At 41.5% G+C, this 15,202-nt stretch carries 14 protein-coding genes; 8 read left to right on the top strand and 6 right to left on the bottom strand.

Translation table 11 applies throughout. The features are described from left to right. Positions 1-8 precede the first annotated feature (8 nt). From ABKW31_RS16145 to ABKW31_RS16135, 3 genes are all read right to left on the bottom strand, one after another. Positions 9-947 (bottom strand): pyridoxal-phosphate dependent enzyme, encoded by a 939-nt coding sequence (locus ABKW31_RS16145; protein WP_348617599.1) that lies wholly within the window; start codon positions 945-947, stop codon positions 9-11. Then, positions 947-1,660 carry a divalent cation transporter gene (locus tag ABKW31_RS16140; RefSeq protein WP_348617598.1) on the bottom strand — a complete coding sequence of 238 codons (714 nt, stop codon included), beginning with the start codon at positions 1,658-1,660 and terminating at the stop codon, positions 947-949. Before ABKW31_RS16140 ends, ABKW31_RS16145 begins: the two co-directional genes overlap by 1 nt. A 105-nt stretch (positions 1,661-1,765) precedes the next feature. After that, entirely contained in the window at positions 1,766-3,817 is a 2,052-nt protein-coding gene (locus tag ABKW31_RS16135; protein ID WP_348617597.1) for an ATP-binding protein, read from the bottom strand. Between the two features lie 219 nt (positions 3,818-4,036). Here ABKW31_RS16135 and ABKW31_RS16130 point away from each other — a divergent pair, with 219 nt between their 5' ends. Beyond that, complete coding sequence (locus tag ABKW31_RS16130) at positions 4,037-4,426, top strand: MAPEG family protein (RefSeq protein WP_348617596.1); 390 nt, start codon at positions 4,037-4,039, stop codon at positions 4,424-4,426. Positions 4,427-4,434: 8 nt separating this feature from the next. On the opposite strand, the gene aceK is transcribed toward ABKW31_RS16130, so the two are convergent. Beyond that, positions 4,435-6,192: a bifunctional isocitrate dehydrogenase kinase/phosphatase gene (aceK, locus tag ABKW31_RS16125; protein WP_348617595.1), complete on the bottom strand. Its 1,758-nt coding sequence runs from the start codon at positions 6,190-6,192 to the stop codon at positions 4,435-4,437. A gap of 141 nt (positions 6,193-6,333) precedes the next feature. Between aceK and ABKW31_RS16120 the strand changes: the two genes are divergently transcribed. Next, positions 6,334-7,341 carry an alpha/beta hydrolase gene (locus tag ABKW31_RS16120; protein WP_348617594.1) on the top strand — a complete coding sequence of 336 codons (1,008 nt, stop codon included), beginning with the start codon at positions 6,334-6,336 and terminating at the stop codon, positions 7,339-7,341. Here ABKW31_RS16120 and mutH read toward each other — a convergent pair. Together mutH and ABKW31_RS16110 are read right to left on the bottom strand one after the other, a co-directional pair. After that, complete coding sequence (gene mutH, locus ABKW31_RS16115; protein WP_348617593.1) at positions 7,338-8,012, bottom strand: DNA mismatch repair endonuclease MutH; 675 nt, start codon at positions 8,010-8,012, stop codon at positions 7,338-7,340. The genes ABKW31_RS16120 and mutH overlap by 4 nt on opposite strands. After that, entirely contained in the window at positions 7,999-8,652 is a 654-nt protein-coding gene (locus ABKW31_RS16110) for a lysoplasmalogenase (protein ID WP_348617592.1), read from the bottom strand. Before ABKW31_RS16110 ends, mutH begins: the two co-directional genes overlap by 14 nt. Positions 8,653-8,784: 132 nt before the next feature. Between ABKW31_RS16110 and rppH the strand changes: the two genes are divergently transcribed. Genes rppH through ABKW31_RS16080 form a run of 6 tightly spaced genes read left to right on the top strand, consistent with a single transcriptional unit; the run spans position 8,785 to position 15,190 of the window. Further along, positions 8,785-9,318 carry an RNA pyrophosphohydrolase gene (rppH, locus tag ABKW31_RS16105; RefSeq protein WP_348617591.1) on the top strand — a complete coding sequence of 178 codons (534 nt, stop codon included), beginning with the start codon at positions 8,785-8,787 and terminating at the stop codon, positions 9,316-9,318. A gap of 3 nt (positions 9,319-9,321) precedes the next feature. Further along, complete coding sequence (gene ptsP / locus ABKW31_RS16100; protein WP_348617590.1) at positions 9,322-11,610, top strand: phosphoenolpyruvate--protein phosphotransferase; 2,289 nt, start codon at positions 9,322-9,324, stop codon at positions 11,608-11,610. A gap of 32 nt (positions 11,611-11,642) precedes the next feature. Continuing rightward, the gene (locus ABKW31_RS16095; RefSeq protein ID WP_348617589.1) at positions 11,643-12,443 is read left to right on the top strand and encodes a sulfite exporter TauE/SafE family protein; all 801 of its coding nucleotides are present in this window, start codon (positions 11,643-11,645) and stop codon (positions 12,441-12,443) included. A gap of 9 nt (positions 12,444-12,452) precedes the next feature. Further along, positions 12,453-13,295, top strand: a complete 843-nt coding sequence (lgt, locus tag ABKW31_RS16090) for a prolipoprotein diacylglyceryl transferase (protein ID WP_348617588.1) — start codon at positions 12,453-12,455, stop codon at positions 13,293-13,295. A gap of 25 nt (positions 13,296-13,320) precedes the next feature. Next, positions 13,321-14,154 (top strand): thymidylate synthase, encoded by an 834-nt coding sequence (locus ABKW31_RS16085; RefSeq protein WP_348617587.1) that lies wholly within the window; start codon positions 13,321-13,323, stop codon positions 14,152-14,154. A 25-nt stretch (positions 14,155-14,179) separates the two neighbouring features. Continuing rightward, positions 14,180-15,190 carry a response regulator gene (locus ABKW31_RS16080; RefSeq protein WP_348617586.1) on the top strand — a complete coding sequence of 337 codons (1,011 nt, stop codon included), beginning with the start codon at positions 14,180-14,182 and terminating at the stop codon, positions 15,188-15,190. Positions 15,191-15,202: the final 12 nt, after the last annotated feature.

Here is a 15,202-nt window from a genome sequence, read left to right as displayed (position 1 = left end):
AAACTGGTTTATGGGTTTAAGCGACTGCCTTGCAATCCACCCGTGTGTAAAACTAAAATTTTACTGCCTTTGGGGAAATAACTTTGTTCTAACAAATCCTTAAGAGCGTAGAGTAATTTGCCGCTATACACAGGCTCGATTGGGATGTTGCTTTGTTGATAAAAATTTGCGCAAAAATCAACTAACTCATCTGTTCGTTTGGCGTAACCACCAAAATGATACTCATGACAAATAGACCAATGAGCATAGGTCTTGGGTAATAAACATTGTACCAGCTCTTCCAGATAACCTTGGCCTTTTAGTACGCCAATACCCAATACTTGTGTCGCGGTGTTGTGGGTTGCAGCGATCAACCCTGCTAAAGTGCCACCACTGGCAACGGGAGCGATAATATAGTCATAAGAGCTGACTAACTCGCTTATGATTTCTGCTACACCTTTTAGTGCTGAGTCATTTGAGCCGCCTTCAGGAATGATCATTGCGTGTGGAAATTGTTGCTGAAGTTGCTCAAGGTAATTTGGCTCGGCGCGTTGCTGATAGGTGAGTTTATTCACATAGTGAATGTTAGCTTGCCAAGCAGTCAAGTCCTGTAACATAGGACTGGGATTGGCGGAATAATCACCGCGTACTATGGCGCTAAACTCGATTTTTAAACGATGACAACAGTAAGCCAAAGCGTGTAAATGGTTGGAAAAACCACCACCAAAACTGATGATATGCCTTACCTTATGCTGTTGCGCGTAGGCCAAAGAATATTTGAGTTTACGCCATTTATTGCCTGATATTATGGGATGGAGCAGATCATCTCGTTTTATATGCAAGCTGATATTTTCGATATTGGGCCATACTAGCTTGATGTTGTGCACTGGCGTGGGCTGCAGTATTGCCATGGACTGGGTGAGCTGATTCAAAAAAGCAGGAGTGTAATTTGGATTGCTGCTGTCCATTAATGCACCCACATAAAGCCTAACATACCAAATAGAAAACCGAAGACGGCGCCCATGGGTGGAAACCAGTGCTTTTCTAATTTTACCTGCGGTGCGATATCTTGAAAAATCGAATACAGAATGCCTCCTGAGGCAAATAACATAATGGCAGCAACGGCATGTTGATATTCGGTCAACCATAAGTAGCTAGTTACCCCTGCCACTGGGCCTAAGAGCGCCAATAAGCAAAATGCTAATAGTATTTTAGTTGCAGCAAACTGCCGCGAAGAGCGCAATTCACGAAAGGCATTAAACCCTTCTGGAATATTTTGTAAGGCGATAAGGCCAGCGAGTAAATAGCTACTGGGACTATCAAGGGCAATGGCGGCGCCAAGCGCAATAGATTCTGGAATGAAGTCAGCGAGCATTGCGGCCAATTGACTGGCAGGTGTACGGTGTTTTCGCAGCCAAATATCAAGGCTCATAAATGCCAAACTACCGGCCAAAAAATACACACTAGCTAAGACCATAGACACATGCTTGATGCTTTCAGGAACGAGTACTAAGGCCACTGCAGAGAGCAAGGCTCCTCCACCAAAAGCCATCACACCATGACGAAATTCTTGAGCTAACCAATTGGATTGAAAATGTTCTAAGTTAGCAATGAGGCCGCCTAAAGGCATGCCCAAACCCGCCAAGGTCGTGGCTAAAATGACCATTAATAAAGAAGACACAACATTACTACCTTGTATAAAAATAACTTAATTTCTAAGTGAAAAATGGGGTAAGTACTATTTTAAAACTCACTCTAGTTGGACGTGATTAAAGTAACAAAAAGCTTAGCTAAACTTTTTTAAAACTGAATACAGTATGTTTTGTTCTATTGGTTTCGATATGTAGTCATTCATGCCCATGGCGTAACATTTCTCACGTTCGCCAGTCAGGGCATTAGCTGTTAGGGCAATAATAGGTAGACTTGCCAAAGGAAGTGGTAATTGCCGGATCAGCTTTGTTGCTTCATAACCATCCATATTAGGCATTTGGCAATCCATCAAAACTAAAGAATAAAAGCGCTTATGCTTGGCTTCATGCTGCAGTATGGCTAGGGCTTCGAGTCCGTCACTGGCAATATCAAAATCAATATGCTGTTGTTTTAACATTTCACCTACCACAACTTGATTTATTTCATTGTCTTCTACCACTAAAATACGCAAACCTTGCAAATCTAGTGAGTCTGAAGCTTCTACTAGGGGCTTAATCTTGTTTGGTCCATTGGACGAAATCTCTAGCTCAAGAGTCGCGCTAAAAACACTGCCTTTGTTCAGTGTACTCTCAACCGTCACATCACCATTCATGAGTTTACACAAACTTTTGATTATAGATAAACCCAAACCGCTTCCACCAAATTTACGGGTAGTAGAGACATCTGCTTGGCTAAAGGGTAAAAACAGTTGAGCAAGTTGTTTGCTGGATATGCCAATGCCAGAATCTGCAACTCTAATAGTGAGTAAGGCTTTAGTTTTGTCAATTACGGTCAGTTTAGTGCTTATTGTAACCTGACCTTGATGGGTGAATTTAATAGCATTTGATAGTAAGTTTGAACAAATTTGCCGCAGGCGAGTGGGGTCAGCAACAGCGATAACATTTTGAATAGAATCAAACTGTTTAATCATCTTAATTGATTTGTCTTGTGCTCGAGGGTTGAAAATATCGACACAGTTATTCAGTAATTTATCTAAGTCTACTGGTACTTTTTCGAGTGTTAACTTGCCAGAGTCAACCTTAGAAAAATCTAAGATATCACTAATAATGCCCAATAAAGACGTTGCACTATCTTTGGCTAAACCTAAAAAACGCTGTTGCTCTTTATTTAGCGAAGAGGCGCCCAATATTTGTAACATGCCCAATACACCATTGATAGGTGTGCGAATTTCATGGCTCATATTGGCTAAAAACAAACTGCGAGCTTCAAGTGCTAAAGTAAGTTCTTTATGTCTTTTTTCTAATTGATCGCGATAATAGACCTGTTCGGTAATATCTTGAAAGGCGCCGATTAGCCTTATACATTGTCCATTATACATTTCAGCTCGGCCCTTGCTTGCCACCCATTTAGCATTTCCTTGGTGGGTAACAATTTCAAATTCGTCAGAAAAATGACCACCTTGTGCTATTATCTTGCTAACTAAGGCGGTAATCCGTTCTCGATTTTCGCCTTCTTTATAAAAATTGATGCCTGTGCTTAATGTAGGCTCATAATCCGTGTCTACTTCATGAATTTTTCTGGTGACCTCTGACCAATATACTTTTTGTTGAACCAGATCCACTTCCCAAGCACCCACTCCGGCTAACTCGCCCATTTGTTTTAAAATATCTTGCTGGCGAGCCATTTTATTTTGTTGGTCTAGCAGCAATGACTGTTTTTCATGTCGTTCTATTTCATTGCTGACCCAGTGGCAGAGTAACTCAATAAAGTCATGTTCTTCTTCATTGAAAGGCTGTGTTCTTGGAGCTTTAGCTGAAAAGTTTATAGTACCGAAACGTTTGCCATCAACCCAAATTGGAGCGCCTATATAGCTTTCTAAACCAAAGTTTAGGTAGCATGGGTGTTGAGCAATTCTGCTTTTGCTCGCGTGATGAAAGGACAGGGCATGATTAGTCGCTAAAGTATGCACACAATAGGTATCGCCAACGGAGAAAGTGGTACCGGCTGTTAATCCATTGTCAGGTGATATGGCGTGGCGAACAATATAGTCATCGCCATCTATCTGACTAATTATGCCAAGTTCAAGATCGAAATGCTCTAATCCCAATTGAAGCAGTGATGTCATCTTTTGCTTATGTGACAAGTTGCTATCTGAGGTGATTTGATTCAATTGTTTTAGATTAAGCATCGTAATCTTTATCCTTCTTTAAACTTAGCCTGAGCTAAATTAAACTTTACTTCTATTTTATTAGAGTCAAGTAACGCTTGGTTATATGGTGTTATTTTAAAAGCCACTAAGAGGTGTTTTTTACTATAACATCAGGCATGTTTTACTATAATGGCATGGACTGCAAATGTTGCCACTAACTCTTTTACATTCACAAACTATTATTTTATCGAGGTTGTTATGTCACTGGTTTTAATCTGTTTACTGATAGCGGTAATAATGCCCATATTGGCTAAAGCGCCCTTAGCATTTGCGCAAAATAAACAGCAAGGTGGTTATGATAATCGACATCCGCGCGCCCAACAAAATGCCTTAGTGGGTTTTGGTGCTCGGGCCAAAGCCGCCCACGAAAATAGCTTTGAAGCTTTAATTATGTTTACTCCAGGCGCTTTGAGCGTCATTGCCTTGAACCAAGTCGGTCCTATCGCTCAGTATCTGTGTATCGCATTTATTCTAGCGCGCGTAGCCTATTTACTGAGTTATTGGTTTGATTTTCACCTTGTTCGCAGTATTTGTTGGGGTTTAGGCTTCTTTTGCTCCATTGGTCTTATGGTTGTAGCTCTGTATTAGGCGCTACGTCACTGCACCTGATGGCTAAGCAGTTTTTGATTAAGCAAACGTTTGCTTTGTGCATATGGCCAAAAGTATTGTACTTCGCGGGTAGCAGCTTTTTGTTGAGCTTCTAACCAGAATGCCTGAGTCATTAAGTCGCCATGTAGTTCTTTAAGTAATAACTTCAGGTGTTTTTTTCCTACTATAAAATGCTCAAACTGCTCTGGGAAGACGTCGGTGGGCCCAACGGACAAAGTATCCAGAGCATAGGGGTCATCCGATTTGGGTAAAACTCTAAATTCTCGCTCATGCATATAACAAATTTCATCATAGTCATAAAAAATAACGCGGCCGTGGCGAGTAATGCCAAAGTTTTTATGTAGCATATCACCGGCAAAAATATTAGCCGCGGCGATTTGTTTGATACATAAGCCTAATTCGTCAATGGCGTTGCGTACTTTGTTTGTATCGGTCTCCTGCTCTAAATAGATATTTAAGGGGGTCATCTTTCGTTCAATATATAGATGTTTAATGATCACAGCATCTTCAGTCACTTCAATACTACTGCCACATTCTTGCTGTAATTCGCTTAATAAAGACGCTTCAATTCTGGCTTTAGGTAAACGAAAATTGACATATTCATGAGTGTCGGCCATCCGACCGACGCGATCGGTCATTTTGACCAGTCGATAACATTCTTTGACGCGTTCCCTAGTGATTTTTTTGCTTTCCGGGAAATGGTCCTTAATGATCTTAAATACCACGCCGTAAGAGGGCAGATGAAAAACGGACATCACTAAGCCACGTATACCGGGTGCAAAGGTAAAATCATCGTCACTGTGTGCTAAGTGTTGCAGAAAATTGCGATAAAAAACGGTTTTACCATGTTTGTACAAACCCAATGAAATATACAGTTCAAAGTGCTTTTTATTGGGTAATAGCTCATGTAAAAATGCTACGACTTCCGCCGGGTGTTGGGTATCTGCCATAAAATACGCTCGGGCAAAACCAAAAATAACACTGAGTTCGCTTGGTTCTAATAAAATAGCATCAATTTCAAGTTTTTTATCTTCATCAAGCATCAAAGCAATAACAAAAGGGATGGTCCGTTCTGGCATGCAAATATGACCAACTAAATAAGCTGATTTACTTCGATAAAACACGGGTTTTAATATTTCAATGGTATGAATACTGGCCAATTGCTGCCTATTCAAGTTTTGGCGAATAATTTGATCAACCAGAGCAAGATCCTTCTCTAAGTGCGCAAAATCAATATTAAAACGATAGGTATTAAAGATATCGTCTAGCAGTTTTCTTACCGTGCCGGTGGTATCAAAACTGTTGATCACTTTGTGGCGAAAATGGCCAGCTAAAAAACAACGGCTGGGCAAAACAAACATCATTTGATCATCAATCTTTTGATGTTTAAATATGCGGCCAATGACAGAGTTATAAAACGTTTCGGCTAACTCAAATTGGGGATGGTCATCGAGTAATTTTAGATAGGCATTTTTTAGGTCGTACCAAAATTTGTTATTTTGCTGCAGGGGGTATATGTGATGATAAATATCACTGACCGCGGCCGATAGGCTTTGCTCGTATATACTAATGCGTTCTTTGACTGCCAGTTGAGTGGCATGCCACTGACCTTGTTCAAAACGTTGTTGCGCGCCACCTGTTATGCGGCAGTACCAGCGAAAGCTTTTATCAAAGCCTGTCAGTATTTGGTAAGCCACTGTCGCCGTAAGTTGACTTAGTTCTGCTTTTTCAAATCCTTCAAGCATAGTGTTAACCTTCTTATTATTCGCTTAAACGGGTGCCGACTGGCATAACTCATTGGTCTTATTTATTTCGCGTTTTGCCGCACATCGACAATATATTCAGCAAAAGTACCATAGACTGCTGACATATTAAGCTGACTCAGTATGCAAATGCGTCTATTTTTGGTTTTATTTATCATTATTTATGTTTTAAATAGTTCGCCACTTGGTGCGGAGTTATTGTCAGTTGACGGCCATCAACTGCATTTTGAGACGTGGGGATCGAAGGAAGAGGCCCAAACACCGACTATAGTATTATTGTCTGGCCCAATTGATACTTGGCATTCTGATTCCGCTTGGTGGGCTAGCTTGGGTCCAAAGCTGGCAAAAAATTATCGAGTAATTGCTTTAGACAGAGCCGGTGTGGTAGTGGGTACTCCTGATGCTAGAGTGGGTTATCAACACTTCGCCAGCGATCTCGAACTGGTGTTTAATCAACTCAACATCGACCAGGCTACCTTGGTCGCCTTTGCCAGCAGTAATATCAGTGTGCAGTTATTCTTAGCTCAAAACCCCGAGCAGCGAGCTATCAAACAAGTCATTATGATCGATCCCGATGTCCTCTCGCCTTTTTCTATCAATCGATATAAAAATGATGCTGCCCAATTTAAGCAAAATTTGACGAGCTATATCGACTATATCCAAGCTGGAAATTATATCACTAGAACAGAGCAAAAAAATGCGGCTGAGATTGCCCAGTTAAAAGCATTAGGTATGGTCGCATCGTTTATCGATTGGCAATATGTAGAGAAGTTGCAACAGGCTCGACTTAACATTACAAACCAAGTCAATTTATTCCGTGAAATTGCTATTTACGACCAAGATCTAGATGCTGCGGCTGCGACTCAATGGCCAGCGACCATACCACTTATTGTGATTGACACCGATTTTGAAGCGAAATTGATCGATGAAGAAAAAGATCTTATCGAGAAACAAGACCTTGTTACTTGGCAGCAAGATGCAGGTCAATATTATAAAAGTCTAACTGTGCTGCATCCCACTAGTCGTTATATTGCAAGCGCCAGTCGCGAGCATTGGTATCAGATCGCCGAGTTAACGCGTTTAGTTGAGCTAGTCGAACAACAACAGACCAGCGTCAAAGGCAATAACTAGTTAAACACTTCAGTCAATATGGCCTGAGTGAAATTTTTACGTAAATAGAATCCGCGAGGACGCGTTTGTATAAGCGTGCCATTAGGACCAATCGCGTTGGTAAGGGCTTTACCGTCGGCTGCTTTGGGTCTGAGTTGCAAATGTTGCCCGAGGCGAGCGGTGATTTGTTCTATTTTACCCAGCGCGATTAACTCCATCAATTCTTCCCAATCTTGACGCAGTTGTTGTTCTTGCTCCGCACTGGGTGACCATAAAAACGGAGTTGCTATCATGCGAGCACTAGGCTCAATCTCACGTCTGCCATCAATCGGCACCCATAGCACTTGGTTAAGTTTATTTTTAACGTTGCAGTTATGCCATTCGATCCCGGCGATTTGGGTCAAGTGGGCATAACAAACATAGGTGGTCTCTAGCGGCTTTCCCTGTAAATCAATGGGAATGGTTTTGAGTTCAATACCCAGATGGGCAAAGTCTTGCTGGCTTTTAGAGCCCGCGCTGGCCCCTAAGCACAACTCCAGCAATTGACCGGTCCAGCCTTTTTCGCGTTTAAAATTAGCGGGTACCTTTATATTGAGGGTCGCAGCCAATTCGCCAAGGGTTAAGCCCGCAATTTGCTGGGCACGCTTAAGTAACTCATCGCAATCTTGTGGTGGCATACTAGTGCCTAACATAAGTATTCCCTTGCTTAATACAGCCTAGAAATAAGTAATACTGGGCTAAATAATAAGTCAACATCACTAATAAATGTTGTGCTGGTAAGGCTATTACAAACTTATTTACTGCAATTAAGCTGTCAGAAATAACAAATAGAAAAGCACCGATGAGTAAATAGGGAGTTTGTACTTGACTAAAAATGGCCAATACTGCCATCAAACTAATAATCCCCATGTAAACCAGCACGGGTAGGCGTAATTCTGCGGTGTGTGGCAATACCAGTAACAACACAACCAACAGTATCCCTACAAGAGGTAAAGCCTTTAGTAGGGCCTTATTCGACCATCTGCACCAAGGCCAAAATCCCACTGCGTAACATAGATGGGCAACGGCAAATGACAATAAACCAAAAATAAAACTATGCTCTATGGTGCTGGCTAATAAAATATCTCCAGTTGCACTAAATAGTAGGGCCATAGCTAACCAAAGTCGCAAACGGCCGGTGCATAAAAGACCAGTGAGAATCACTAAAAATAAGATTGGACCTGCTTTATGTAAGGCCTGCAGAGGATAAGGATAAAACTGACTAAGGAGCAAATAGCTAATAGCTAAGAGCCAATAGAATAGCTGGCTAAAACGGATGTTTTGACGATTCATCGATATCTCTAAGGTGATAAGTTTACAGAAATAATCATTTTGCGTCTGTTTGACACATTTTATTCCTTTGAAAGCCCAGTAGTTTATGGAAGAATGCCAAACATTAAAAGAATAGAGTTCTTGGGAGTCTAAGTGATTGATGCCGAAGGATTCCGCGCCAATGTTGGCATAGTAATTTGCAATGAACTAGGACAAGTATTTTGGGCAAGGCGCTATGGACAACATTCTTGGCAGTTTCCGCAAGGCGGAATCGATGAAAATGAAACTGCCGAACAAACGATGTATCGCGAACTCCATGAAGAAGTGGGCTTAAAACCAGAAGACGTAAAAATTCTGGCGGTAACCAAAAATTGGTTGCGATACAAATTACCCAAACGATTAGTAAGACAAGGGAGCAACCCCGTCTGTATTGGACAAAAACAAAAATGGTTTTTGTTGCAATTGACCTGTAAAGAAGAAGATGTAGATTTATTGCATTCAAGCCATCCTGAGTTTGATAATTGGCGCTGGGTTAGTTATTGGTACCCAGTGAGAAATGTGGTGTCGTTTAAACGCGAGGTTTATCGTCGCGTCATGAAAGAATTTGGGCCAGTTGCGATGCCTGAAATGGCTAACGTAGGCTTAGTTCAAAGTAATAAATCTAAGCGTCGGCGCAAGGCACAATAGGCTATGTTGAAAACGTTAAAAAGGATAGTACAGGAAGTCAATCAAGCGCCAAATTTGGATGAGGCCTTAAATTGCCTCGCCAATAGTCTGATCGAAGCGCTAAAGGTCGACTCATGTAGTATCTATTTGGCCAATTACGATCAACAGCATTTTTTGTTAGTCGCGACACAAGGGCTGGCTAAAACAGCTATTGGTCAAGTCACTATTGGTTTTTCTGAGGGACTCATTGGATTTATCGGGCAAAGGGAAGAGCCGATTAACTTGAGTGACGCTCCATCCCACCCGCGTTTTAAATATTATGCCGAAGTGCAAGAAGATCATTTTCATGCCTTTTTGGGTGCGCCTATTATCCATCAGCGTAAGGTCTTAGGTGTATTAACCCTTCAGCAAAAAAAGAAACGACGATTTAGTGAAGACGAAGAAGCGTTTTTAGTTACCCTTGCGACCCAATTAGCAGTGCAAATTGCTAATGCTAAAGCGCGTGGCTCGGTGCATTTGCTTGAGCAAAACGTGCCCAAAGATTGGCAAAAATCGCTGAAAGGCGTGGCGGGCTCTTCTGGCTTGGCGGTGGGTGTGGGTTATGTCAGTAATCTGCTAGTTAATATTCGCAATCAAGTTCCTACTCGAAATAAAGATGCGGCCAAACAAATTTCCCTCTATCGCAATGCGGTAAAACAAACCCGAGAAGATGTCAGTGTGCTAGCTGATCGTATTCAAGGTGAGGTGCCTGATGACGTGCAGGCTATTTTTCAACTCTATCACCACTTACTTGATGCCAATAGTTTAGGTCGAGAAGTTGAACAAAAAATCAATGCCGGTTGGGATGCGCCAAGCTCTTTGAAGATGGTAGTAGAAACCTATATCAGCCAGTTTCAAACTATGTCAGATCCTTACATGCGTGAGCGTTCGGTTGATGTAGAAGACATGGGTAACCGTGTGTTGGCAAATATACTGGGAATATCAAGCGGCAAAGTGATTGAGCGTCAGTATCCGGACCAAGCCATACTAATTGCTGAAGAAGTCACGGCATCAATGTTAGCTGAGTTTCCTAGTGAAAAATTAGTTGGCATTATCTCTATGCGCGGTTCTACTAACTCACATGCTGCCATCATGGCAAGAGCGATGGGCGTGCCTGCAGTGATGGGCCTATCCAATGTGCCTTTCTCTCTGCTCAATGAAAAAGACATATTATTAGATGGTTACACGGGTGATGTGATTGTTTCACCCAGCGCCACGATACGTCATGAATTTGGTTTATTGATCCAAGAAGAGAACGCATTAACCGAGCGTATTCATTCACAAGATACCTTACCAGCAATTACCGTTGATGATTGTGCAATGAGTTTATTGGTTAATGCGGGTTTGTCTCTTGAAGCGGAAAAAAATGATAATCCCTATTCTGATGGGGTAGGTTTATTTCGTACTGAAATTCCTTTTATGATGCGTGAACGTTTTCCAACAGAACAAGAGCAAGTCAAACTGTATCGCACCTTGTTGCAAAACCAGCCACAAAAACCCTTTACCATGCGCACTTTGGATGTGGGGGGCGATAAACCTTTACCCTACTTTCCTATTAGTGAAGAAAACCCATTTTTAGGTTGGCGCGGGATCCGGTTAACTCTCGATCATCCAGAAATCTTTTTGGTGCAAATTCGTGCCATGTTACGGGCGAGTATCGGTTTAGATAACCTAAATATAATGCTGCCAATGATCACCTCCGTTAACGAAGTCAAAGAGGCAAAAAGACTCATCGCCCAAGCTTTATTTGAAGTGTCTGAAGAGGCCGCCGAAAAGGGTGAGGTGTGTATTCGTCCTAAAATAGGTGTGATGCTTGAGGTTCCTGCGGTGATTTATCAATTGCCGCAACTTGCCAAACATGTTGATTTTTTCTCGGTAGGCAGTAATGACTTAACGCAGTATTTGTTGGCGGTGGATCGCAACAATGCCAGAGTGGCGGATTTGTATGATAGCTATCATCCTGCGGTATTAGCTGCCCTTTATTATATTGTTCAACAATCCAATAGTTTAGATGTGCCAGTTACTGTATGTGGGGAATTAGCCGGTGAGCCCGGTGGTGCAGTGTTATTATTAGGTATGGGTTACCGTAAATTGAGTATGAACAACCACAATTTACTTAAAGTGAAATGGGTCGTGCGCAATGTCAGCTTGCAGCAGTCGGAGCTTTTGTTGCAACGGGTTTTATTACTCGACAATCCCCAAGCGGTAAGACGAGAAGTAAATGTTTACTTAGAAACTATTGGCTTAGGCGGATTAATTCGAGCGGGAATCTAAAGGTGTTTAGAACCATCAGGAACGGTGAATAATTGGACGCTGTCATCAGCATTTTTGTGTGGTGTTTAGCAATGGGGGCTGTGATTGGATTTCTAGCCGGCTTACTCGGTATTGGTGGTGGTCTTATTATGGTGCCAGCACTACTCTATTTGTTCATGCATAAATTGCAGCTCGATCTTTCTTTTGCCATGCCGATGGCTATCGCGACGTCATTATCAACTATCATGTTTACTGGATTTTCTGCCTCTGTTGCGCATTATAAATTGGGGAATTTAGAACGATTTGTTTTGCTTTATAGTGGTGTTGGTATGGCGCTAGGGGCTATAATCGGCGCCCAATTTGCTAGTGTATTACCGGGTGAATTGTTAAAAAATGTCTTTGCCGTGTTGGTTATTGTGATCGTAATGTACATGATTTTTGGTAAGCGGGTAGAGTCAGCTCGGCAAGTTAATAAAACTAATTTAAGTATTATCGGCTTAACGACCGGTAGTTTGTCTTCCCTAATGGGAATTGGCGGTGGTGCTATTTTTGTGCCTGCATTGCTTTGGTTTAATATCGATATTAAACGAGCCATAGGTTGTGCTGCATTTTGTGGTTTAATTATCGCGATATTTGGTTCACTTAGTTTTGTGCAAGCGGGCTGGCATCATACTGATTTACCACCATTGTCCTTTGGATATGTCTATTTGCCTGCCAGTTTGGGCATAGTGTCATTATCGGTGTTTACTGCCTCCTGGGGTGCTAAGTTAGGACAAAGCTTAGATACACTTTTATTAAAGAAAATTTTTGCCGGCTTTTTAGTTCTTGTCAGCCTGCGTATGTTGTTAGGATAAGTTTAAACAATGAATGATAGTTATTTTGTGTTCCCCCATATAGATCCCATCATAGTAAGTCTAGGTCCGCTTAGCTTGCGCTGGTATGGGCTTATGTATCTGATTGGCTTTGTTGCTGCATTTTGGTTAGCGGGTAGGCGCTTAAATCGCACTCTCTGGACAAAGGAGCAACTCAGTGACATGTTATTCTGGGGGTTTTTAGGCGTCATTCTTGGCGGACGTGTTGGTTATGTATTCTTCTACCAATTTGCGACTTTTCTCGACGACCCTCTGTATTTGTTTAAAATTTGGACCGGCGGTATGTCATTCCATGGTGGTTTGCTGGGCGTCATTTGTGCGCTGTGGTTATTTGCACGCAAGACCCAAAGTCATCTTTTAACTGTGGGTGATTTTGTCGCACCACTTGTACCTATTGGTTTAGGTGCAGGGCGTATTGGTAATTTCATCAATGCCGAATTGTGGGGTAGAACAACTGACGTGCCATGGGCGGTGATTTTCCCCAATGCAGGCAATTTACCGCGCCATCCATCGCAATTATATGAATTTGCTTTAGAAGGCCTAGTGTTATTTTTTGTTCTTTGGCTTTATTCGAGCAAACCGCGGCCAAGAGGGGCGGTGAGTGGCTTGTTTTTATTAGGTTACGGCGCATTTCGCTTCATTATTGAGTATTTCCGCGAACCGGATCAACATATCGGTTTGTACCATGATTTTATTTCACGGGGACAAATATTGTCTTTACCCATGGTTATCGGTGGATTAGCCTTGATTATCTGGGCCTACCAGAGCAAAACAAAGACAGAATCGACTTTACCTAAGTCAAAAAAGAATATGCAGAAAAAAGTAAAATCTTAAAGTTATAAGAGTTAGAGACACTAATATGCAGCAATATTTACAACTTATGCGCCACGTGCTTGATACAGGCACAAAAAAAGAAGACCGCACGGGAACCGGAACACTGAGTGTTTTTGGTTATCAGATGCGCTTTGATTTGAGCCAAGGCTTTCCATTGGTCACAACTAAAAAGTGTCATTTGCGCTCGATTATTCATGAACTTCTTTGGTTTCTAAAAGGCGAAACCAATATTGCTTATTTACGCGACAATAATGTTAAAATTTGGGATGAGTGGGCAACGGAAGAAGGTGAATTAGGTCCTGTATACGGTAAACAATGGCGCAGTTGGCAAGGGGCCGATGGCCTAGTTATCGATCAAATCAGCGAACTTATTGAGCAAATTAAACATAATCCTGATTCTCGTCGCTTGATTGTTAGTGCTTGGAACCCAAGTGTTTTACCTGATACGCAATTTTCTCCTAAGGAAAACGCGCAACATGGGCGGCAAGCTTTGCCTCCGTGTCATACCATGTTTCAGTTTTATGTATTAAATGGCAAATTGTCTTGCCAATTGTATCAGCGTAGTGGCGATGTGTTTTTAGGCGTGCCATTTAATATTGCAAGTTATGCTTTACTGACTATGATGATTGCCCAAGTATGTGATTTGCAAGTAGGTGATTTTATTCATACTTTTGGAGACGCGCACTTGTATGTTAATCATTTAGAGCAAGCTGAATTACAATTGGTTCGTCAACCTTTTCCCTTGCCCAATATGCTGATTAATTCTAGTATAAAAAATATTTTTGATTTTACTATTGATGATTTTGAATTAAAAAATTATCAATCACATGCACACATCAAAGCACCCATAGCTATTTGAATTTTGTAAAAGGTAATAAAGTCATATGACAACACCTGTACTCATTTGTGATGATTCTGGTTTTGCCCGTCGGCAAATGGAAAGGTCGATTCCCGATGGTTGGGATGTTGAAGTTAGCCATGCTGAAAATGGTTTGCAAGCGCTTGAAATGATTCGAGCTGGCAAGGCTGATGTTATGTTTCTCGATCTCAACATGCCAGTCATGGATGGTTATCAAACCATGCAAGCTATTCGGGATGAGGATTTACCTACCATGGTTATTGTGGTTTCCGGTGATGTGCAACCAGAAGCTCGAACACGCATGATGGGTATGGGCGCCATCGATTTCATTCGTAAACCCATAGATAATGCCAAACTAATAGAAATTCTCAATCAATATGGTCTCTATTCTGGTGAAGCGATTGCCAGTCATCGGGCTGAAACGGTTCCAAGTTTTCAGATGGAGTCTCGAGACGAGAGTTTAGATGCCTATCGAGAAATGGCCAACGTAGCAATGGGGCAAGCCGGTGAGAGTCTAGCAACGATGTTAGACGAATTTATTAATTTACCTATTCCAAACGTGAATTTAATTACCAATAACGAATTACACATGGCCATTACTGATATTCAACGTAATGAGCAAGTATCGGCGGTTTCTAAGGGGTTTATTGGCTCAGGTATTAATGGCGAAGCGTTAGTCATTTTTAATGAGTCGAACTTTACTAATATGGTCAAACTGCTTAAGTACGATAAAGCAGTTGGCAGTGAAACCCTTGAACTAGAAGCCCTAATGGATGTATCAAACATATTGATTGGGGCGTGTTTAAATGCTTTGTCAGAGCAGCTACATGTGACATTTAGTCATAATCACCCGATTATTTTAGGTCGGCACTGCGATTTAGATGACATACTTAAAAGTAATATTAAAAAGCAAGATAAGATACTGGCGATAGAAATTGCCTATTCGATAAAGAGCCAGAATATTAATTTCGACTTGTTGCTTTTATTTCCAAATCAATCCATTGATTTGATCTTAGATAAATTGGTGCAAATTTGACCTTGAGGTGTG

It is taken from the genome of Paraglaciecola sp. 25GB23A (assembly GCF_040012495.1).
GTDB lineage: Bacteria > Pseudomonadota > Gammaproteobacteria > Enterobacterales > Alteromonadaceae > Paraglaciecola.
This window is presented reverse-complemented; position numbering and strand designations above follow the sequence as displayed.

Excerpts from the sequence above, each read along its gene's own strand:
- ABKW31_RS16145 (WP_348617599.1), bottom strand. The coding sequence starts at position 947 with ATGGACAGCAGCAATCCAAATTACACTCCTGCTTTTTTGAATCAGCTC.
- ABKW31_RS16135 (WP_348617597.1), bottom strand. The coding sequence starts at position 3,817 with ATGCTTAATCTAAAACAATTGAATCAAATCACCTCAGATAGCAACTTG.
- ABKW31_RS16130 (WP_348617596.1), top strand. The coding sequence starts at position 4,037 with ATGTCACTGGTTTTAATCTGTTTACTGATAGCGGTAATAATGCCCATA.
- aceK (WP_348617595.1), bottom strand. The coding sequence starts at position 6,192 with ATGCTTGAAGGATTTGAAAAAGCAGAACTAAGTCAACTTACGGCGACA.
- ABKW31_RS16120 (WP_348617594.1), top strand. The coding sequence starts at position 6,334 with ATGCAAATGCGTCTATTTTTGGTTTTATTTATCATTATTTATGTTTTA.
- mutH (WP_348617593.1), bottom strand. The coding sequence starts at position 8,012 with ATGTTAGGCACTAGTATGCCACCACAAGATTGCGATGAGTTACTTAAG.
- ABKW31_RS16110 (WP_348617592.1), bottom strand. The coding sequence starts at position 8,652 with ATGAATCGTCAAAACATCCGTTTTAGCCAGCTATTCTATTGGCTCTTA.
- ptsP (WP_348617590.1), top strand. The coding sequence starts at position 9,322 with ATGTTGAAAACGTTAAAAAGGATAGTACAGGAAGTCAATCAAGCGCCA.
- lgt (WP_348617588.1), top strand. The coding sequence starts at position 12,453 with ATGAATGATAGTTATTTTGTGTTCCCCCATATAGATCCCATCATAGTA.
- ABKW31_RS16085 (WP_348617587.1), top strand. The coding sequence starts at position 13,321 with ATGCAGCAATATTTACAACTTATGCGCCACGTGCTTGATACAGGCACA.
- ABKW31_RS16080 (WP_348617586.1), top strand. The coding sequence starts at position 14,180 with ATGACAACACCTGTACTCATTTGTGATGATTCTGGTTTTGCCCGTCGG.